Below are 20,049 nucleotides of genomic sequence, written 5' to 3' on the forward strand. Positions count from 1 at the left end.
GATGAAAAGAAGAGGACAAACCGCTTTCCGCCAAGAGCAAGGTTATGCCTTGGTCTCTGTGCTGCTTCTGGTGGCCATCCTGCTCATCGTCGGGACGCTGCTTATGCAGTCGGTGACGAACTCCCAAGGCATGGTGAACATCTCCGAAGATATCGTCTCCGCCCAAGCCGACGGCGAAACGAAGCTGCTCATTAAGCTTGCCGATCTGCGAGCGGCTGTGATGGCGTTGAAGGAGAAGGACAAAGTGACCCTGGAGGATGTCGAGGCTGCCGCCGCTCCATTCGTGGAACCGGGCACTGTAACCTTGGACAAGGAGAACCAGCGATACGTGGCGATCGTCAAAGCCGATGGAATATCAGACAAGATCACGCAAACCTTCCGCCGCAAGGTGGAGATTACGCTTTCCTTCACTCCCGGCAATCCCTCTCCGGGAACCGGAACGGGCGGGTATGCGGTGGTCAGCTTTGGGGCTATAAGCCTGAATGGGGCTATCATCAATGGCAACGTCTACTCAGCGGGCGCCGTCACCTACAACCCGTCCAAAATCAACGGGGTTCTGGTATCCCCGACATTACCGGCAGGGCCAGATCTCCCCCCGCCTAACCGGGTGGAGATCACGTCCATTGTTGATCAAGTCGATCAGGAGATTAAAACGACCCACTCAGCCCTCTTCTCGACCCGGGCAACACAGTTGGATTTCGAGGTCAAAAACAACACCCCATTCACAAAATCTACTGTATTGGATTCGATCAAGCTGATGTCCAATGTTTCATTAACCGTGGATGGCGACCTTTGGATCAAAGGCGGTGTTACCCTGGAAGCCAATTCGTCGATCATTACCAGCGGAATCATCTACATTAGCGGAGATCTGATAATAAACGGCGGCAGCAATACGAAACTGCAAGCGAACCTAATCAAAGTAAACGGAAGTACTAACTTTAACAGTGAGCCCAAAGTAACGCTGACCGGGGATTTTTACGGAAACACACTAAACATAAGCGGTACGCTGACGGCAAAAAACATCTATATTACAGGCGCATCGAACAGCAGCCTAAACGGGGATAATCAATTTAACTTGTTCGCGGCAGGTTCGATCAACCTCAACAACGGAAACTCTCCGGCTACCTTATCCGGCAATGTCTATACGAACGGTGCGCTCACCATCAACGGGAACGATAAAGTTACCATCAACGGCACCGCCACTCTGCCCACCGCACCCGAGAAACCTTCGGAGATCTTGTTTGAGGAAAAAAACCTCGTGATTAACTGAACTGAACAGCTTCCCGAACAGCTTCAGTGCAGTTCAGCTAACTCTAACGGATTCCAGAGCCGTTATTTCGGAGAAAACAGCGTTCCCAGCATTGTAACGGAACACAAAGACCTTATTTGGCGTTTTGGAGCAATCTGACCCCCTTTATCGGCCAAATAAAGGCTCTACGATCCGTTACAATTTGAACCTGCCCCATTGGGGACAAATAAGGTCTCTCAGATCCGTAAGAGTGACGCTCGGCACGGGCCACCACGGCATCCTATCAGCCATCCCCCCAGCGCACGAACAAACCGACTCGCTATGGCAAGCCGGTTTGTTCTTTGTTTGTTGACGCTCGGAGAGCAGACTTGTTACTTCAGAGACTCGGCGATCCGGATCAGTTCGCTTTTTTCAATCTTTTCGCCCATGCCTTTCGTATGCACCGTGAGATATAATCCGTCCGCCTCCCAGTCGAGCGTGTGTTCATTAATTATGACGGCATCCGTTCCGTTAACTTTCGCCTGTTCGATCGTGCCGTCCGTGGACCAGATATATGCGGCTTCTTCGTCGGCATACGCTTCCATGACTTTAATTTCTTTCCCCGTGTCACCCTTGCTAAAATACAACTTGATATATTTGGGGCTAACCTCCCCCTGCTCATCGACAAACTGTTCAGCCCGGTTAAAAGTATATCCTTCCGGTAAATAATCCGGCCATTTCACCTTGAAACTGGTGTGCGCGCTTAACGTGTCCGGATCGGTCAAAATCCGTACCCCTTCTTTTTCCTGCGCTTCCGCTTCGGCTTTGGTTACGATTCGCCCGTTCGTAAAGTCATAAATCTCCTGCCCGTCAGCCGTATACAACGGTCCCGTCTGGGCTGTCACCTCGTCTACGGGTTTGCCTTCCTTTGTAAATATTTGACCGCGCATGTCTTTAGGAATCGGATAGGACAAATTCTCCGAAGGAGGCTCAACTTGAATTGCAGTAATATGGCCCAACGAAATGGTGGAAATGATCCGGCTCAGCATCGTGCTTGCAAACGTCGGCTGGGTAAACGCCACCCCAACCACGATAGCGGATGCGGCAGCGATCGCCGCGATTCCGGCGAACTTCCAGCCGACTCTCCCACGCAAGGCTCCGGCGGCGGCGTTTCTCTGCGCAATCCGGCGCTTAACCGCCCCTTTATGATCGGCCGCGCCAAAGTCGGCGGCGGCCAGCGTTCTGCCGATGGCTAGCAGATCCGAATGCGCCCCGACCGGCTCTGCGGAACCCACGCATCCGTCCAGCAAAGCGTCCACGTCTGCCTCAAACCGACGGTGTTGTTCCTGATGGTTCACCTTTCATCCTTCCTTTCCAATTCAAGCTTCAATTTCTTCATGGCGCGAAACATCATTACGCCGACATGGCTTTCACTCAGACCTGTGAATTCAGCGATTTGGACATTTTTCAGTCCTGCCCCGAATTTGAGCGCAAGAAGATGCCGCTCCTGGGGCTTAAGCAATTGCAAGGCTCGATTCAATTCGGTTTCCGCTTCCCGGATGAGGGTCCGATCCTCCGGCCCTTGCTCCTGAGATGCCGACTCTTTGAACAGATCCAGGGAGAACAGTTTCCGTCTCTTCTGTCTGCGGTAATAATCGTTTACCGTGTTGCGGGCTATGGCGATCAGCCATACCTCAAGCGGGGAACGGTCGGCCCGGAAGGTGCGATATCGGGTCAGCACTTTCTCAAAAACCTGGCTGGTCAAGTCCTCTGCCGCATATTCGCAGTCCACCCGAAAACGTATATATTTGAAAATTCGGCTATAGTAAGTTTCAAAAATCGCGTCAAACTCCGTTTCGACCGATCCGGCTGTCCGCTCTTCCTGATCCTGCTTGTCCTGCTCCTTCACCGTCGGAAACAGCGCGCGCTGCTGCAGCATTTCCTCCCCCTCCTTTCTCCAAGGAACGGATTTCTCGGGGCCGCTTCCTCCGCGCGGCAGGATGCCGCCTCCAAGTCATCCGTATGTTAATACGTTTCAGGTGCGGAATTCATTACACGCCGCCTTTGATTTCTCTCGTGCCCCCTTTGCAGGATTATCCCTTTCATTCAGAGTTCCGGGAGAAGGGGCCTTGCCAGGGGGCAGAACCAGAGTCCGGGGTTCAAGGTTCAGAGTTCAGAGGTTCAGAGTTCAGAATCCAGAGTTTCAGAGTCCAGAATCCAGAATCCAGAATCCAGAATCCAGAATCCAGAGTTCAGAGTTCAGAGTTCAGAGTTCCAGAGGTAAGGCAAGAACTTCTTCATTCTCGGCCACTTGATCAAAGAGGGAGGATTTCTCCATTCCCGCCATCTGATCAAAGGGGATAATCGTGCAAAGAGTCCGCCAGTTGAGTGCAGACAGTTGAGGGTACACAGTTACAGGCAAACAGTTGCACGCACACAGTTCCAGGTACGCGATCATGCCAAAAAACCGCCGGGCCTACCCCCAGCGGTTCCTCTTCGCAATCTCTATGCTTTTATTAGGCCGTCACGACGTCCAAATCTACATCGCGTTTGAAGGCTTCGATATCGTTCTCGCCGAGGATCTTGCCGGTGATTACGCCGGCGGTGATCGAGTCGTTGACGTTCAGAGCAGTCCGGCCCATATCGATCAACGGTTCAACGGAGATCAAGAGACCCGCCAATGCAACCGGCAGATTCATCGTCGACAGGACGATCAGCGAAGCAAACGTCGCTCCGCCGCCAACGCCGGCAACGCCAAACGAACTGATGGTTACGACCAGGATCAGCGTCAGGATGAAATCCCAGCTCATCGGATTGATGCCCACCGTTGGGGCGATCATCACAGCCAGCATCGCCGGATAAATCCCGGCGCAGCCGTTCTGCCCGATCGTTGCACCAAACGAAGCGGACAAGTTGGCAATCCCTTCCGGTACGCCCAGACGTTTCGTTTGAGTTTCGACATTCAACGGAATCGTTGCTGCACTCGAACGCGAGGTGAACGCAAACACCAGCGTTGGGAACACTTTACGCACATATTGAATCGGATTGTAGCCGAATGCGGCCAACAAAATCAAGTGAATGATGAACATCACGATCAAGGCCACGTAGGAAGCACCCACGAACTTGATCAGTTTCAGAATCTCTTCGGCATTAGTCGTGGCCGCAACGTTTGTGATCAGCGCCAGGATGCCGTAAGGCGTCAGACGCAGCACCAGCGTAACGATCCGCATCACGACGGCGTAAACCGCTTCAACCACTTTGCGGAACGTGTCCGCTTGCTCCGGCTTCTTCTTATCCAAGCCAAGCACGGCAACCCCGATGAACGCCGAGAAAATCACGACCGCCAAGGTCGAGGTGCTCCGTGCCCCCGTCATATCGGCAAAAGGATTAGTTGGGATGAAGTCCAGAACTTGCTGCGGAATCGTCTTGTCTTCCACCGAGCCCAGCCGTTCTTCCAGCGCCGTCCCGCGCGCCTGCTCCCGATCGCCCGCCTGGATTTCGATCGCCTTGAGATCGAAGCTCAAGCTCGTCACGATGCTGACGCTCGCAGCGATAGCTGTCGTAATCAGCAGCACTGCGATGATCAAGCCGCTCATTTTGCCCAAATTCTGCTTGCCCTTGAGGTTCATAATGGCTGAGATGATCGATACCATGATCAGCGGAATCACGACCATTTGCAGCAGTCCGACGTAACCTCGGCCGGCCAAATTAAACCAGTCGGTTGATTTCGCAATCACCTCGGAGCTTGCCCCGTAGGACACTTGCAGGATAACCCCGAACACCAGGCCAAGACCCAGTCCGGTAAATACCCGTTTTGTAAAAGAAACGTGCTTCTTCTGCATCCAAACCAGAACGCCAATCAGCACCACCATGACGGCTACATTAATGATGATACGCAAGGTATCCATAATCAGATCTCCCCCTGAAAAATAATACATAAATTCGTCCTCGCACCAAGGTGGGTTAACGCCCAGATGCAATTTACAAATCGTATGATAACACATATACGAGTATTTTGATAGGATTAATTTTAACAAGGCCTGTCAACAAATTAAAAAGACTCCGGCGTCTTGAATAAAGCAGCATAAAGTCACCGGATTCCAAGAGAAAATAGAAGCAAACGTTAGATTTCTCTAGTTAATATCCGAACAAATCACTGTAGCTCTAAATTTTGCGTAATTTCGCTTGTGCAAACGTTTTACCTTTGTCTTTAGGTCGGTTATGATGGTGGAATAACGGATGATTAGTGAAAGGAAGATGAGGGATGCCAACCACAGGCCTTCTCCGGCGTAACAGGCTGCGGCAGTTTGGAAGCGCTGTCCTGATCCTGCTGCTGCTCGCAGGCTGCACCGGAACGCCGGGCAGTCACAGCGCTGCCACAGAACCGAAGGAGAGCAATACCGGAACCGTTGCAGATTCAAGTCAGAACACAGCCGGGGGCGGAACAACCGCTGCTTCCGGGACGGTGGACCCCCAGCCATCCACGGTATTCTATGAAGTGTTTGTTCGGTCTTTTGCCGACTCGAATGGCGACGGGATCGGGGATCTTCGCGGCTTAACCCAGAAGCTAGACTATTTGAATGACGGGAACCCGGATACGGACACCGATCTCGGAATTGGCGGCATCTGGCTGATGCCGATCAACCCTTCGCCGAGCTACCATGGCTATGACGTCACGGATTACCGCGACATCAATCCGGATTATGGTACGCTGGACGACTTCCGCGAGTTTCTGAACGAAGCGCACAAACGCGGGATTAAAGTCATCATGGACCTGGTCGTCAACCACACCAGCAAGGAGCATCCCTGGTTCACCCAATCGGCCACCGATAAAAACAGCGCCTACCGGGACTGGTACGTCTGGGCCGAGGACAGCGGTCGGGCCACGTCCGGAACCAGTGCCGCAGGCAGCGGCAACCCTTGGCATAGCTTGCGCGGCGATCATTACCTGGGGATTTTCTGGGACGGAATGCCCGATCTCAATTTCGATAACCCGGATGTAAGGAAAGAGATGATCGATACGGGAAAATTTTGGCTGGAGCAAGGTCTGGACGGGTTCCGCCTCGACGCTGCGAAGCACATCTACGAAGACCTACAGACGGACAAAAGCCAAGGAACCACCAACAAAAATGTGGCCTGGTGGCAGGAATTCCGCAGCGGATTAAATGAGGTGAATCCGGAAGCCTACCTCGTCGGAGAGGTATGGGATCCTTCGGCGGCTTTGATCTCCTCCTATCTGGACGGGGCCTTGGATTCCGGGTTTAACTTTAGCCTGGCCGAAACGATCCTCAGCAGCGTCAAGAATGAGAAGGATGCGAATATCCCTTTCACGCTGGAGCGATCGTATAAGCTCTACGGCGAGAAATCCGGCGGCAACTTCGTCGATGCTACGTTTCTGACCAACCATGATCAGAACCGGGTCATGACTCAACTGGAAGGCGATTTACCACATGCTAAAGTGGCGGCGAGCCTGCTGCTGACGCTGCCCGGCAATCCGTTTATTTATTACGGCGAAGAAATCGGGATGTTAGGCGCGAAACCCGACGAGCTGATCCGCGAGCCGATGCGCTGGACGCCGGACGACAGCCAAGGGCAAACGACCTGGGAGGTTGCAGAGAACAATACCGGCAAAAAAGGCCTTAGTGTCAGCGAGCAAACCGGCGACTCCGCCTCCCTCCTGTCGCATTACCGCAAGCTGATTCGGATGCGCAGCAGGATTCCCGCGCTCAAAGACGGCGCGATCCAGGAGTATGCGACGAACCAGCCGGGAATTACAGCTTATACACGCATGACGGAGGAGCAGGCCGTGCTGGTTGCTCACAACTTGACCAGCAGCAAACTTACCCTCTCCTTAAATCCGAGTCAAGCGGACGGCAAGAGCTTTACCCAAGTGCTTGCGGAAACGGGCGAAGGAACAGGCCTTAGCGGGAACACGCTGACGATCCCCGCCTACTCGACGGCAATCTTGGAATAAGGCTCCATCAAAATAAAACGCTACGGCGTCGAAGGAAAGCGCAGGCTTCCTTCCGCCGAAGCGTTTTTCCGTTATGAATCCGCGGCGCCTTCTCCCTGGAACGCGCTTAGCGAGCGTTGCAGGTGTGCCGCCAGCTCTTCCAAGCGTGCCGACAGATTCACCAATCCCGCGCTGACCCGGTGCTGCTCTTGGGACATGGAAGCCACCTCCTCTGTAGAGGCGTTGGTTTGCTCCACGACCGAGCTGACCGTGTCCACAAAATCCTGCAGGATCGACTGCGAATGCAGCAGGGCTTGTACGGATGCGGATGAATTCCGGATTTCCGTCACAAACCGCTCCATTTCCGCTTTGACGTTCTGGAAGATGCCTGCCGCCTCTTTCACGGCTTCCGTCTGCGCCGCGAACAGCGGCGAAATGCCCGTCAGCACCTCGACGGTTTGCCTGATCGCCTCCTGAATCTCCTCGGTGATCGCCGACACCGTTTGGATCGATTCGCCGGAAGCCGCGGCCAGTTCGCGAATTTCCCCGGCGATGACCCTAAACCCCTTGCCGGCCGCCCCGGCGCGAGAGGCTTCGATCGAAGCGTTCAGCGACAAAATATTCGTTTGCTTCGTCATTTCCACCATAGGGACCAGGATCGACCGGATTGAGCGGGTGCTTCGGCTCAGCTTGTCCGAATTTTCCTCCAGCAGGACGGTCATGCGCGACACCGACTCCGTCTTCTCCACCAATTGTTCCATATAGGCTTCCCCTTTGTGGCTGACCTCGATGACGCGGACGGCCGATTCGTCCATCGCCGCATTGAGGCGGGCCACTTGGCCCATTTGGCCGCCGATCTGTTCGGCCGTCTCGGTTCCTTTCTCCGCCTCCGCAGCCAGGGTCTCCGCTCCGGCTGCAATTTCCCCAGTCGCCTGTGCAATTTCTGCCGCAGTCTGGGAGGTGTCCCGGGAAGCCTTCGTCAAATTCTCCGCAGTTGCCAGCAATTCGACTGCCGACTCGCTGGTTCGCTCCACTAATCTGGAGATTTGCTCCAGCATTCGGTTGAAGCTATGCCCCAGTCTTCCGATTTCATCGCGTCCCTTAAAGTGCGTACGCACCTGCAGATTCCCGCGTTCGCCTTCCTCCATGAGCCGGACCAGCTTCTCCAATGGCCGTCCGACCATGCGCACCAGTAAATACCCGATCATAGCCGCGACCACCACCGCGCCCAGAAGAACAAACAATGTCACAACCAGCAGCCGATCTGCTGCGCTCAGGAAGTCGCTTTCCGGAGCAAACCCGACGATCCGCCAGTCGGCGGTTTTCAGCGGCCGATATACCACCAGTTGCTGAACTCCTTGCTCGTCGGCCGCCCGGAACGAGCTCTCCCCCGATTTGGCTAGTTCTGGGTTGACTTTGATCACGGATTCCGTCTCCAGGAGGGCCGGATCCGCCGCATGGACAATGTGGTTATCGGCGGTCAGCACCCGCACCTGACCGGTTTTCCCGATTTGCAGGTTGCCGAGAATTCCCCCCAGCGCCTGCGCTTTGATCTCGAACAACAGAATGTACTCCGCCTCGGGATGATTCATGTTCCGCAGCAACCGGGCCATCGTCACCGTCGGCTCGGTATAGGCATTAAAGAAGCCTTTCTGCAGCGCCGGGAACCACACGGGATCGCCCTCCGCCTCCAGCACCGCCTGCACGCGGTCCTCCACCGCTTCATGCGTACGCACCCCGCTGACCCCCGACGATTTGTACGACTTCACATCTTCCAGGCTCTTGGCGACCAAGCGCAGCCCTTGCAGGCGCTCGTCGGCGCCCTTCAGCGCATCCAGCTTCTTGCGGATCCGGTCCTCGGCTTGTGTCCTCGCGACCGTTCCGATATCCGGCTGATTCACCGTTTCAAGGTCACTCCGCAGCGTCTGGTCCACGGCAAGCTGCCGCGAGGTAGCCTCATACTGGTCAAGCAGAAAATCGAGCTTGTCCGCCGCCTGCTCCACCGCTTGGGCCGAAGCCGCCGCCACCTGCTCCCGAATAATTTCCCGCGACGCCCGGTAGGAGCTGAATCCCAGTACCGCCGACAAGGCGACGACCGCCGCAACTACGATCACAAACATTTTCAAGCCCACGGAGTTCCAACGCCACCCACCGCGAAGCTTCTTCATACCCCGCATCCCCTTTTTATCATATGTATAAAAAAAGGGTATAGCCCAGCATGACTGTGGCTATACCCAGGTGTCTCTAACCGCTTGCTGCATTATCCTTTGCTGGCGCCCGAAGTCAACCCGTCGACAAGCAGGCGCTGCAGGAACATGAACAGGATCGTGATCGGGAGAGCGATCAGAACCGCCCCTGCGGCGAATAAAGTAAAGTTACTGTTCTGGTTGCTGCTGACCATGTCCCACATCCCGACGGCCAGCGTCCAGTTCTCCTTCGTCCGCAGCACGAGCCGCGCGAAGATGAAGTCAACCCAGGGACCGACAAACTGGGTTAACGCCATATACGTCAGCATCGGCTTGGACAGCGGGAGAATAATACGCCGGAAAATCAGGAAGTTGCTGGCCCCGTCGATCCTTGCCGCCTCATCGAGCGATCGCGGGATCGTATCGAGGAAGCCCTTGGCGATAAACGTGCCGCCGAGCGGCGCCCCGGCCGCATAGACGATAATGAGCGCCAAATGCGTATCCAGCAGTTGCAGCTCCCGCAGCAACAGGTAAATGGCGATCATGCTCATGAAGCCCGGGAACATGCCCAGGACGAGCAGTCCTGATAGCGCTGTTTTGCGTCCGCGGAACCGGAACCGGGATACCGCGTAGCTGGTGAGCAGCGTCAGCAGCACGCCGAGGATCATGGAGCAAACGGCGATTTTCAGCGTATTCAAGTACCAGGTGCCAAACAAATAAGTTTTGGACGTAAACAGTTCGATATAATGGTCAAACGTAAACTTCTCCGGAATCAGCGTTTTGCTATAAAGCGATTTGCCCGGCCGCAAAGAACCGAAGACGACCCAAAGCACAGGGTAGACGGCGGCTATGCACAGCAGTACCAGCACAATGTAGCTGGCGCCCAACCGAATCGCGTTTCGTATTTTCCGTCCGCTCATTGGATCATATCCTCCTCTTTAAACGACTTGGTTCTGCGGTAGTTGTAAATCGAGAACGAAGCGATAATGATGAAAATGATGATCCCGATAGCAGAGGCCATGTTGTATTTGTTCTGGTTCAGCGTCAGCTTATACAACCACGTAACCAGAAGGTCGGTGGCCCCGGCATACTGATAATCCCCCTTCACCGGATCGCCGCCCGTCAACAGGAAGATGGCGTTAAAGTTGTTGATGTTGCCGGCGAACTGGGTAATCAGCGTGGGGGCCGTTGTGAACAGAACCATCGGCAACGTCACGATTCTGAACTTCTGGTACCCGGTGGCACCGTCCACTTCAGCCGCTTCGTACAAGTCCTTTGGGATCGTCGTCAATACGCCCAGGATCAGCAGCATGGAGACCGGAATCCCGACCCACATGTTGACAACGATAACCGTAACCTTCGCCCAGAACGGATCAGTCAGCCACGGCAGGCCGCCGAGTCCGAAATACCCGAGGTACTGGTTAATCGGGCCGAACTGGCCGTTAAACATATTTCGCATCACAAGCAGCGAGATCAGCTGCGGAATGGCATAAGGAAGAATTAAAATCGTTCTCCACAGCCCTTTAAAGCGGATGCCCTGTTGATTGATGAGCAAAGCCACGAGCAGACCCCCGAAATAGGTCGTCACCGTCGACAAGATCGCCCAGATAATCGTCCAGGTCAAAACGCCGTAAAAGGTATGGCTCCAGGTTTTGAGCGCCACCAGATTCTTAAACGTACCGAATCCGACCCAATCGACCAGCATCGCCGGCGGAATGTGTTTGGGCGCCGAATAGTTGGTAAACGCAAGCAAGATCATGAAAATGATCGGCATCACGGTAAAAAATAAAATCCCGATGGCGGGAATGCTTAAAAAAGCGACAGCGAATTTGTAATCCAGTACGTAACGCACCGTTTGCTTAAAGTTATTCGGCTTCTTGCCTTTGTCCCGTTCCAGCCCGATTTTGCGGGCATCCTTGACGTTCATGATATATACGATGATCAAAATAGCCACAAACAGCAGCGTGATCAAACTTTGGATCATGATGAAGATCGAGTGATCCCAGTTTCCGTTCATATTCGCGCCGGTTCTTGGTGTCTCCCCGAGCGTAATGATCCCCCAAATCGCATACCCTAAGTTTCGAACGAGATAAATGATGCTGAATGCTTCAAAAAGGACGAGCAGCAACCCTTTAACCCATTGCCGGTTATAGAGTTGTCCAAGGCCCATGCACAGTATCGACAGAATCGTCGCCCGGTTCCGATGTTGGTGTCGGTCCATTTCCCTTCCTTCTCCTCTCCCTTGGGAAATTAAGGATGACCCGCCGCTATAAGCGGCGGGCTCAACCTATCCACATTGGGTGAAAGTAAGTTCTGACTTACTCAGCTGCCCCGCTGTTCAATTCCTTAATTTGTTTCACAGCACTTTCCATAGCTTGTTTCGGATCCGCATTATTATTCCAGATTTCCGGGAGCGCTGCGTTTACCGGAGACCAAACGTTCGCCATTTCCGGAATCGAAGGCATCGGTTGAGAGTTCTTCGCTTGCTCAGCAAATACGGATACGTATGGATCGTTTTTGATTTGGTCGGTTTCCAGCGCTTCGAGGTTCGTCGGAACCGCGCCTACTTTTTCGTTCAGCAGCAGTTGAGCCTCTTTCGTAGAAGCGAAATGCGCGAACAGTTTGGCTGCATTCGGATATTTCGTAAAGGAGTTCACGACCCAAATTTTAATGCCGGAGAAAGTGATCGCCGTCTTGCCATTGACAGATGGATACAGGGCAAGACCCAGGTTGTCGCCGAGAGCGGCTTTGTAACCAGCCAGTTCCCAAGGGCCGTTGATGTCCATCGCTACGTCGCCTTCATTAAACAAGCTGCGTTTGATGTCCGGGTTGATGTCGCCGCTGTTGATCGGCAGAACTTCCTTCAAGCTTTGGAACACTTTCAAGCTTTCAAGTGCGCCTTCGTTAGCCAGACCGATGTCGTCCGGGTTCGTGCCGTTATCGCCAAACAGGTAACCGCCGGTGCTGGCAATGAACGGATAGTTGAAGTACATGTTCCCGACTTCCCACATGATCCCGTATTTGTTTTTGGATTTGTCGGTAAACGTTTTGCTGAATTCCAGCACGTCTTTGAAGTCCTTCGGCGCTTCGGGAAGAAGCGATTTATTGTAATACAGAGCCATCGTTTCGGCTGCTCTCGGATAACCGTACAGCATGCCGTCGTAAGTTGCGCCTTGGATCGAGGCTTCCGTATTGTTCTTCGTAGTCTCATCCGCAAACACGTCGTTTGGCAAAATCAAGCCGGAGGTTGCCGCATTACCCAAGTGATCGTGAGGGACGATCAGGACGTCGGCAGCCAGCCCGGAAGGACCGTCCTGCGTCAATTTACCGATTTGGTCGGTTGGAGCCACTTCTTCGATTTTTACGTTTACGCCGTATTTTTCCGTGAATTGCTTGGCGATTTCCTCGGTAAATACTTTCTCTTCTTTACTTTCCCAAATCACCAGCTCCGCGCCGTCTTCAGGCACGATCGAGTCAGCCGGAACATTATCGCCTGTGCCCGCATTTCCTGCATTTTCAGTTTGGTTGGCCGGCGCATTGGCGTTTCCATTATTGCCGCCGTTATTTGATCCGCATGCTGTGATCGAAATAACCAAGGACACTGCCGCAACCAAGGTCAAAGCCTTTTTGAACTTCATAACCATAACCCCTCCTAAATGATGTAGACATTTGTTGCGCAAACGTTTTCAGAAAATACCTGAAACTATTCGGCCTTATGGACTTTCTTTTGCGATAGTTTAGTATTTCCCGCCCGAAAGCGCTTTATCCATGTATCACATCATACATCATGCCAGAAGAGTTGTAAAAACGTTTGCACAGTAGAAAAACTGGGGAAAATCATTTCAATACTCTCCAATTCTTTGATTTACTCTGGAATTCGCATTTTTTGTATTATCTTGAACTTGCCATAGGAATGCCTATGTTGCATGTTTGTGCGTTTTTTCTCGATGTATCGAGCGATATTTAACGTTGCTTGGTCCTTCCCCCCTATTGTTTTCAACGGGATAACCTCCCGATCTTTATCGTCTTGTGCAATGGTTTGAACAATGTTATAATCCGGATCAATGAGAGCAATACTAGCTTTGCCGCTCGGTTCCATAATTTGAAGGCGCTGTTATCGAAAGGTACATCCTCGGCCCGTTTCCGGCTTGGATGTGCTTTTTTTGCTTCCAAAGCTTAGGCGGAACGGGGGGCCAGGCGGACACAAGCGGTCACTAACTATTCAGGAGGGATTTCTTATGTTACTCGAAGCGGTGTATCACCGTCCCAAGCTTAACTGGACTTATGCCTACGACAACCAAACACTTCATCTGCGCCTGCGCGCCAAGAAAAAGGATCTCACCGAGGTTTACGCTTTTGTCGGGGACAAATACATGTGGGATCAGAGCAAAGAGCTGATTCCGATGACCTTGATGATCAGTGACGAGATGTTCGATTACTGGGAATGCGCATACCAGCCGCCGCTGCGCCGGACGAGATACGGCTTCCTGCTGAAGTCCGGCGATGAGCAAATCTGGATGACGGAAAACGAATTTACGAAGGAGCGCCCGGCCGGCCCGGAACGGCTGTTCGAATTCCCGTTCATTAATCCGATCGACGTGTTCACGCCGCCGGCATGGGTGAAGGACGCGATCTTCTATCAAATCTTCCCGGAACGGTTCGCGAACGGCGACCTGAGCAACGATCCGAAGGGCGTGTTGCCTTGGGGCGGCAAGCCGGAACGCGACAACTTCTTCGGCGGGGATCTGCAAGGGGTCATCGATCATCTCGATCATCTCAGCGGGCTCGGGATAACGGGCATCTATTTCACCCCATTGTTCGAAGCTACAACGAACCATAAATACGATACGGCCGATTATATGAAGATCGACCCGCATTTCGGCGATATCGCCACGGTCAAGAAGCTGGTTCAAGCCTGCCATGAGCGGGGAATCAAGGTGTTGTTCGATGCGGTATTCAACCATTCGGGCAAGACGTTTGCTCCCTTCGTCGATGTGATGGAAAAGGGCGACAAATCCCGCTACAAGGACTGGTTCTATGTGCGCGAATATCCGCTGCAAGTGAAGAACGGCGTGCCGACGTACGACACGTTTGCGTTCGAGCCGCTGATGCCGAAGCTGAACACGGAAAATCCGGAAGTCAAAGAATACTTGCTTAAAGTCGCTGAATTCTGGATCAAGGAAGTGGGGATTGACGGCTGGCGGCTGGACGTCGCAAATGAAGTGGACCATGCCTTCTGGCGCGATTTCCGCAAGACCGTAAAAGCCGCGAATCCGGACGCCTACATCTTGGGCGAAATCTGGCATGAGTCGTCCGGTTGGCTGCAAGGGGATCAATTCGACGCCGTCATGAACTATCCGTTCACCGAAGCCGTGCTTGATTTTGTCGTTCGCGGCACGCTGGATGCCGAGGGCTTCGCGAATGCGATCGGCAAACAGTTGTCCCGGTATCCGCTCCAAGCCAGCGAAGTGGCGTTTAACCTGTTGGACAGCCACGATACTCCACGCCTCCTGACGTTATGCGAAGGCAATAAAGCGCAAATGAAACTGGCGGCCCTGTTCCAGTTTACATACAGCGGAACGCCTTGCATTTACTACGGGGACGAGGTCGGCCTTGACGGCGGTCAAGATCCGGATTGCCGCAAGTGCATGGAATGGGATCCAAAACGTCAGGACCGCGACCTGTTCGCGTTCTATCAGAAACTCATCGCCGTTCGCAAGCAGCTGGCTCCGCTGCGTACCGGCAGCCTGAAATTCCTGCTCGCGGAAAAAGAAGGTTCGAAACTGGCTTATGAGCGCATACTAAACGGTGAAAAAGTGCTGGTCTTGCTGAACAACTACGATGCCGGGCAGACCCTCGAGGTTCCTGCGGCAGGTCAAGCTTGGCGCGATGCCTTTAGCGGTCAAACCTACAGCACCACCGAAGGCAAGCTCGCCGTTAGGCTGCCGGCTTACGGCTATGCCGTACTGACGCAAGCGTAAGTTAGATCCGCCCTGATCTCGCAAGCTCCCTGCGGCCGGCCTTATTCGGAAATGAAAAGGCCGGCCGCGGTTCTTTTTAATAGTAAAACGTTTGCGCAATAGGGGCAGTTAATTATTCCCTTTACTGTCGATTTCCGTGGGGATGATCCCGAACCAAAGGCGAATGTATGCGGCTTATCCCCAGATTCTCTATTTACTTTCCTTTTTCTTTCGATTAATATTACAGTGTAAAGCAAACGGTTCCACAGAGGAGGTTTTTTATGGCCGTCACCATTAAGGATGTCGCCAAAAAGGCCGGAGTATCGCCCTCTACCGTGTCCCGGGTGCTGTCCAATCACCCCAGAATCAGCGCGGAAACTTCGCGCAAAGTGAAGCTCATTATGGACCAGCTTGGTTATCATCCGAACATTATGGCCAAGAGTCTGGTCTCCAAAACGACAAACAGCATTTGCATCATGCTGCCGAAGTCCGCCGAGGAGTTATTCTCCAATTTCTTCTTTATGGAATTGATTCGCGGCATTGTAACCCAGGCCAGCCGTCTTGGTTACGACGTCCTCATCAGCTCCGGAGCCAATGAGAAGGAAGAAGTCGAAAGCGTCTCCAGGCTGTTGAACGGACGCCGGGTGGACGGGGTTATTTTGCTGTATTCACGGCAGAACGATCCTGTGATCGATTTTCTCCATGAAGGCGGTCACCCGTTCGTACTGATCGGACGCAGCGAGAAATATCCTGATATTTTAACGGTGGATAATGATAATATCCAGGCGTCGTACGACGCCACGAAACATTTGATCGCGTTGGGACATGAACGGATCGGGTTCGTCAGCGGACCTCCGGAGCTCGTCGTCTCCAAAGACCGGTTGAAGGGCTATCAGGATGCGCTCAAAGATTCAGGCCTGGAGTGCCGGCCCGAATGGATTGTCGAAGGTGAGTTTTTACAGGACAGCGGCTATCGGGCGATGTCGTTCTTCATGAATCTTCCGGACCGTCCGACGGCCCTGGTCATGATCGACGACGTTGTAGCGTTTGGCGTGCTTCGCGGCCTGCACGAGCTGAAATACAAAGTGCCTGAGGATTTGTGCCTGGTCAGCTTCAACAATATTCCGCTGTCGGAACTCTCAACACCGCCGCTCAGCAGCGTGGATATCGGGATCTACAATTTGGGTTACACCGCCTCGCAGGTGTTGATTCAATCGATACAAAGCAGCGGGGACAAGGTCTATCCGAAGCGGCAGATTATTCCGCATCGCCTGATCGTCCGCGATTCGTCGATGTATTCCGTCCCTAAGAAATCATAAGGGACGCATAGGCGGGTTAGGAAAATAAACGGAAGCTGAAGCTTCCTTTATTTTTCACCGTTTGTTCAAACGTTTGCGCTAATTTGGGTCATAACAGGAGGTTAATTATGAATCCGATTCAAGCTTGTTTATTCGATCTCGACGGCGTGCTTGTCGATACCGCGAAGTACCATTATCTGGCCTGGAAGCGCTTGGCCGAGGAACTGGGCTTCGCCTTCACCGAACGGGATAATGAGAAGCTGAAAGGCGTAAGCCGCATGGCTTCGCTCGATATTTTGCTCTCTGTAGGCGGTCTTCAGCTGGAAGACAACGTCAAGCTGGAACTGGCTGAACGCAAAAACAATTGGTACGTCGAATACATCTCCCGAATGGATGCATCGGAAATTCTGCCGGGAGCGCTGGAGTTCCTCCAGCAATGCCGCGAGAACGGGCTGAAGACGGCGCTGGGCTCGGCCAGCAAGAACGCGCCGATCATTTTACAGAACACCGGGCTGACGCCCTACTTCGATGCGATCATCGACGGCACCCGCACCTCCAGCGCCAAGCCGGACCCTGAAGTGTTCCTGCTCGGCGCCGCGGAAGTAGGCGTTGCCCCGGAGGCGTGCGTCGTGTTCGAGGACGCGGAAGCCGGGATCGAGGCTGCCCGCCGGGCCGGCATGCGCTGCATCGGCATCGGTTCGCCGGATACCCTTGGCGAAGCCGACCGGGTCGTCTCTTCGCTGGGCGATGTCTCCGTCGCTCTGCTGCAACAACTGGCCGCGGAATAAACGCGGGAAGCCCGGGGCAGCTTCGCATGGCGCGGTTCGCCATTCCTCGAAATTCAGGCGAGCCGACGGCGGCGAATAGCTCTCGTTCTTTTATTGCATAAATAATCTAGTAGAAAAGACTAAAGGAGCGGTTAGCGTGAAACAGTATTTAAAGGTGGATCCTTGGTCCATCCTGGAGGAATCCTTTGATCCGACGAATCATGAAATTTCCGAGAGCATTTTCAGTATCGGCAACGGATATATGGGCCAACGCGCGAATTTCGAGGAACAGTATAGCGGTCCTTCCCTGCAAGGCAGCTATATGGCCGGCGTCTATTACCCGGACAAAACGCGGGTGGGCTGGTGGAAGAACGGCTATCCCGAATACTTCGCCAAAGTATTGAACAGCACCAACTGGATCGGTATTAACGTGTTCGTAGACGGCGTGGCGCTGGATTTGGCCGAGTGCGAGGTGAAGGACTTCATCCGCGAACTGAATATGAAGGAAGGTTACCTCTCCCGCCGTTTTACTGCCGTCATGAAGGACGGCAAGGAGCTGGCGGTGGAAGCGGTACGGTTCGTCAGCATCGTGCGCCATGAGATCGGGGCGATCCGCTATGCGGTAACGCCGCTGAATTTCAGCGGAGAGCTGCGTTTTGCGCCTTACCTCGACAGCGATGTGAAGAACAAGGACTCCAACTATGAGGAGAAATTCTGGCTGGAGGTTGAGAAAGCCGCCGGTGCGGAGATCTCCTACTTGACCGTGAAGACGAAGAAGCTCGACTTCCACGTCACGTCGGTGATGGCCTTTGATGTGGAGCAAGGCGGGAAACGTCTGGAGCTGACGCCTGCGTTCCATGAGCAGGAGAAATTCGTTTCCGCCGAAGTTGCGGTTAACGCGTCTGCGAACGAAACGGTTACGTTGTTCAAATACGTAGCGAATGTGACCTCCCGCGATCACGGGTTAGGCGATCTGGTGAAAGCCGGAACGGAAGCGCTGCGCTCCGCGAAGCAAGCCGGATTCGATGCGCTGCGGCGCGAGCAGGCTGAAGCCTGGGCGAAGAAATGGGAAATGAGCGATATCATCATCGACGGCGACGTGTCGGCGCAGCAGGCGATCCGCTTTAATATTTTCCAATTGAATCAAACCTACAGCGGCGAGGACGACCGTCTGAATATCGGACCTAAGGGCTTCACCGGGGAAAAATACGGCGGCAGCACCTACTGGGATACGGAAGCGTATTGCCTGCCGTTCTATCTGAGCACCGCGGAATCCGATATCGCTCGCAACTTGCTGATCTACCGTTATAAGCATTTGGAGAAAGCGAAGGAGAACGCCCGCAAGCTGGGCTTCACGAAAGGCGCGCTGTATCCGATGGTGACGATGAACGGCGAGGAATGCCATAACGAATGGGAAATCACGTTCGAGGAGATCCATCGGAACGGGGCGATCGCTTACGCGATTTTTAACTATGTAAATTATACAGGCGATAAATCATACCTAGGCGAATACGGCCTCGAGGTCCTCGTGGAAATTTCCCGCTTCTGGGAGCAGCGCGTCAACTTCTCGCAGGCGAAGAACAAATACGTGATGCTGGGCGTCACCGGACCGAACGAATACGAGAACAACGTCAACAACAACTGGTACACCAACCGGATCGCGGTCTGGACGTTGGAGTACACGCTGGAAGTGCTGGGCGAACTCAAAGCGCAGGATGCCGCGCACTATGCGGAACTGGTAGAGAAGCTGGGCCTTGAAGAGACGGAAACGAAGCAATGGCAGCACATCATCGACAACATGTACTACCCGTACGATGAAGAGCGCGGCGTGTTCCTGCAGCAGGACGGCTTCCTCGACAAAGAGCTGATGGCCGTCAAGGACCTGGATCCGAAGCATCTGCCGATCAACCAAAACTGGTCGTGGGACCGCATCCTGCGTTCGTGCTTCATCAAGCAGGCCGATGTGCTGCAAGGTTTGTTCTTCCTCGGCGACCGGTATGACCTGGACACGAAGAAACGCAACTTCGACTTCTACGAGCCGATGACCGTTCACGAGTCCTCCCTCTCCCCTTGCGTGCACGCGATCCTCGCTTGCGAGCTCGGGTATCAGGAGAAGGCGTACGAGATGTACCTGCGCACCGCGCGTCTGGATCTCGACAACTACAACAATGACACCGAGGACGGCTGTCATACGACCAGCATGGCCGGCACGTGGATGGCCATCGTGCAGGGCTTCGGCGGCCTGCGCGTCCGCGAAGGCGAGCTGGTGCTGCGTCCGTTCATCCCGTCCCACTGGACGTCGTTCTCGTTCAAGGTGATGTTCCGCGGCACCCTGCTGCAAGTGAACGCCACCGCGAACAGCATTATCGTGACGAACGAATCCGATACGCCGGCGGCCATCCGCATCTACGACCAAAGCTACACGGTCGGCGCAAAAAGCCAGGTGCAAGCCCAACGCTCGGAGCCTTCCGCGCTGAGCTAAGCGCAAGGGCGGCGCTCGGGGGCGTGAGTGCAAGAGCTGCGCTTGGGCCTTCACGCTGTGCTAAGCGCAAGGGGCACACCGGGCCCGTGGGCCCTGTGCCAAAGGCAAGAGCAGCGTTCGGGGGCGTGGGCCCCTGAACCAGGTGCAAGCCCCAGCGCTCGAAGCCTTCCGCGCT

The 20,049-nt window shown here is 54.0% G+C and carries 13 protein-coding genes; 6 read left to right on the plus strand and 7 right to left on the minus strand.

From position 1 onward, the window contains the following. Position 1 precedes the first annotated feature (1 nt). Entirely contained in the window at positions 2-1,270 is a 1,269-nt protein-coding gene (locus BN3795_RS01235) for a hypothetical protein (RefSeq protein ID WP_068782925.1), read from the plus strand. 350 nt (positions 1,271-1,620) lie between these two features. Here the strand turns inward: BN3795_RS01235 and BN3795_RS01240 are convergent, their stop codons facing one another. The 3 genes from BN3795_RS01240 to BN3795_RS01255 all read right to left on the minus strand — a co-directional run bounded on the left by BN3795_RS01240 (position 1,621) and on the right by BN3795_RS01255 (position 5,136). Beyond that, on the minus strand, positions 1,621-2,586 hold the full coding sequence (locus BN3795_RS01240; RefSeq protein WP_068782926.1) for a DUF4367 domain-containing protein: 966 nt from the start codon (positions 2,584-2,586) through the stop codon (positions 1,621-1,623). Continuing rightward, the gene (locus BN3795_RS01245; protein ID WP_110944924.1) at positions 2,583-3,167 is read right to left on the minus strand and encodes a sigma-70 family RNA polymerase sigma factor; all 585 of its coding nucleotides are present in this window, start codon (positions 3,165-3,167) and stop codon (positions 2,583-2,585) included. The genes BN3795_RS01240 and BN3795_RS01245 overlap by 4 nt, the downstream gene beginning before the upstream one ends. Positions 3,168-3,744: 577 nt before the next feature. Next, the gene (locus BN3795_RS01255) at positions 3,745-5,136 is read right to left on the minus strand and encodes an L-cystine transporter (RefSeq protein WP_068782928.1); all 1,392 of its coding nucleotides are present in this window, start codon (positions 5,134-5,136) and stop codon (positions 3,745-3,747) included. 356 nt (positions 5,137-5,492) lie between these two features. Between BN3795_RS01255 and BN3795_RS01260 the strand changes: the two genes are divergently transcribed. Continuing rightward, positions 5,493-7,202, plus strand: coding sequence for an alpha-amylase family glycosyl hydrolase (locus BN3795_RS01260; protein WP_068782929.1), 1,710 nt, complete (start codon positions 5,493-5,495; stop codon positions 7,200-7,202). 71 nt (positions 7,203-7,273) lie between these two features. Here BN3795_RS01260 and BN3795_RS01265 read toward each other — a convergent pair whose 3' ends face one another. The 4 genes from BN3795_RS01265 to BN3795_RS01280 form a co-directional block, all read right to left on the minus strand. Next, entirely contained in the window at positions 7,274-9,349 is a 2,076-nt protein-coding gene (locus BN3795_RS01265) for a methyl-accepting chemotaxis protein (RefSeq protein WP_068782930.1), read from the minus strand. A 92-nt stretch (positions 9,350-9,441) separates the two neighbouring features. Then, positions 9,442-10,287 (minus strand): sugar ABC transporter permease, encoded by an 846-nt coding sequence (locus BN3795_RS01270; protein ID WP_068782931.1) that lies wholly within the window; start codon positions 10,285-10,287, stop codon positions 9,442-9,444. After that, a complete protein-coding gene (locus BN3795_RS01275) occupies positions 10,284-11,588 on the minus strand; it encodes a carbohydrate ABC transporter permease (protein ID WP_068782932.1) in 1,305 nt (434 codons plus the stop codon). The genes BN3795_RS01270 and BN3795_RS01275 overlap by 4 nt, the downstream gene beginning before the upstream one ends. A gap of 97 nt (positions 11,589-11,685) precedes the next feature. Then, positions 11,686-13,005, minus strand: coding sequence for a sugar ABC transporter substrate-binding protein (locus BN3795_RS01280; protein WP_068782933.1), 1,320 nt, complete (start codon positions 13,003-13,005; stop codon positions 11,686-11,688). A 600-nt stretch (positions 13,006-13,605) separates the two neighbouring features. Between BN3795_RS01280 and BN3795_RS01290 the strand changes: the two genes are divergently transcribed. The 4 genes from BN3795_RS01290 (at position 13,606) to BN3795_RS01305 (ending at position 19,874) form a co-directional block, all read left to right on the plus strand. Beyond that, positions 13,606-15,348 (plus strand): alpha-glycosidase, encoded by a 1,743-nt coding sequence (locus tag BN3795_RS01290; protein ID WP_068782935.1) that lies wholly within the window; start codon positions 13,606-13,608, stop codon positions 15,346-15,348. Between the two features lie 260 nt (positions 15,349-15,608). Continuing rightward, a complete protein-coding gene (locus BN3795_RS01295) occupies positions 15,609-16,646 on the plus strand; it encodes a LacI family DNA-binding transcriptional regulator (protein WP_068782936.1) in 1,038 nt (345 codons plus the stop codon). 107 nt (positions 16,647-16,753) lie between these two features. Further along, complete coding sequence (gene pgmB / locus BN3795_RS01300) at positions 16,754-17,413, plus strand: beta-phosphoglucomutase (protein ID WP_068782937.1); 660 nt, start codon at positions 16,754-16,756, stop codon at positions 17,411-17,413. Positions 17,414-17,549: 136 nt separating this feature from the next. After that, complete coding sequence (locus tag BN3795_RS01305; protein ID WP_068782938.1) at positions 17,550-19,874, plus strand: glycoside hydrolase family 65 protein; 2,325 nt, start codon at positions 17,550-17,552, stop codon at positions 19,872-19,874. The last annotated feature ends 175 nt before the right edge of the window (positions 19,875-20,049 follow it).

Origin of the sequence: Paenibacillus phocaeensis (assembly GCF_900021165.1) — a bacterium.
In the GTDB taxonomy this organism is placed as follows: Bacteria; Bacillota; Bacilli; order Paenibacillales; family Paenibacillaceae; genus Fontibacillus; species Fontibacillus phocaensis.

Excerpts from the sequence above, each read along its gene's own strand:
- BN3795_RS01235 (WP_068782925.1), top strand. The coding sequence starts at position 2 with ATGAAAAGAAGAGGACAAACCGCTTTCCGCCAAGAGCAAGGTTATGCC.
- BN3795_RS01245 (WP_110944924.1), bottom strand. The coding sequence starts at position 3,167 with ATGCTGCAGCAGCGCGCGCTGTTTCCGACGGTGAAGGAGCAGGACAAG.
- BN3795_RS01255 (WP_068782928.1), bottom strand. The coding sequence starts at position 5,136 with ATGGATACCTTGCGTATCATCATTAATGTAGCCGTCATGGTGGTGCTG.
- BN3795_RS01260 (WP_068782929.1), top strand. The coding sequence starts at position 5,493 with ATGCCAACCACAGGCCTTCTCCGGCGTAACAGGCTGCGGCAGTTTGGA.
- BN3795_RS01265 (WP_068782930.1), bottom strand. The coding sequence starts at position 9,349 with ATGAAGAAGCTTCGCGGTGGGTGGCGTTGGAACTCCGTGGGCTTGAAA.
- BN3795_RS01270 (WP_068782931.1), bottom strand. The coding sequence starts at position 10,287 with ATGAGCGGACGGAAAATACGAAACGCGATTCGGTTGGGCGCCAGCTAC.
- BN3795_RS01275 (WP_068782932.1), bottom strand. The coding sequence starts at position 11,588 with ATGGACCGACACCAACATCGGAACCGGGCGACGATTCTGTCGATACTG.
- BN3795_RS01280 (WP_068782933.1), bottom strand. The coding sequence starts at position 13,005 with ATGAAGTTCAAAAAGGCTTTGACCTTGGTTGCGGCAGTGTCCTTGGTT.
- BN3795_RS01290 (WP_068782935.1), top strand. The coding sequence starts at position 13,606 with ATGTTACTCGAAGCGGTGTATCACCGTCCCAAGCTTAACTGGACTTAT.
- BN3795_RS01295 (WP_068782936.1), top strand. The coding sequence starts at position 15,609 with ATGGCCGTCACCATTAAGGATGTCGCCAAAAAGGCCGGAGTATCGCCC.
- pgmB (WP_068782937.1), top strand. The coding sequence starts at position 16,754 with ATGAATCCGATTCAAGCTTGTTTATTCGATCTCGACGGCGTGCTTGTC.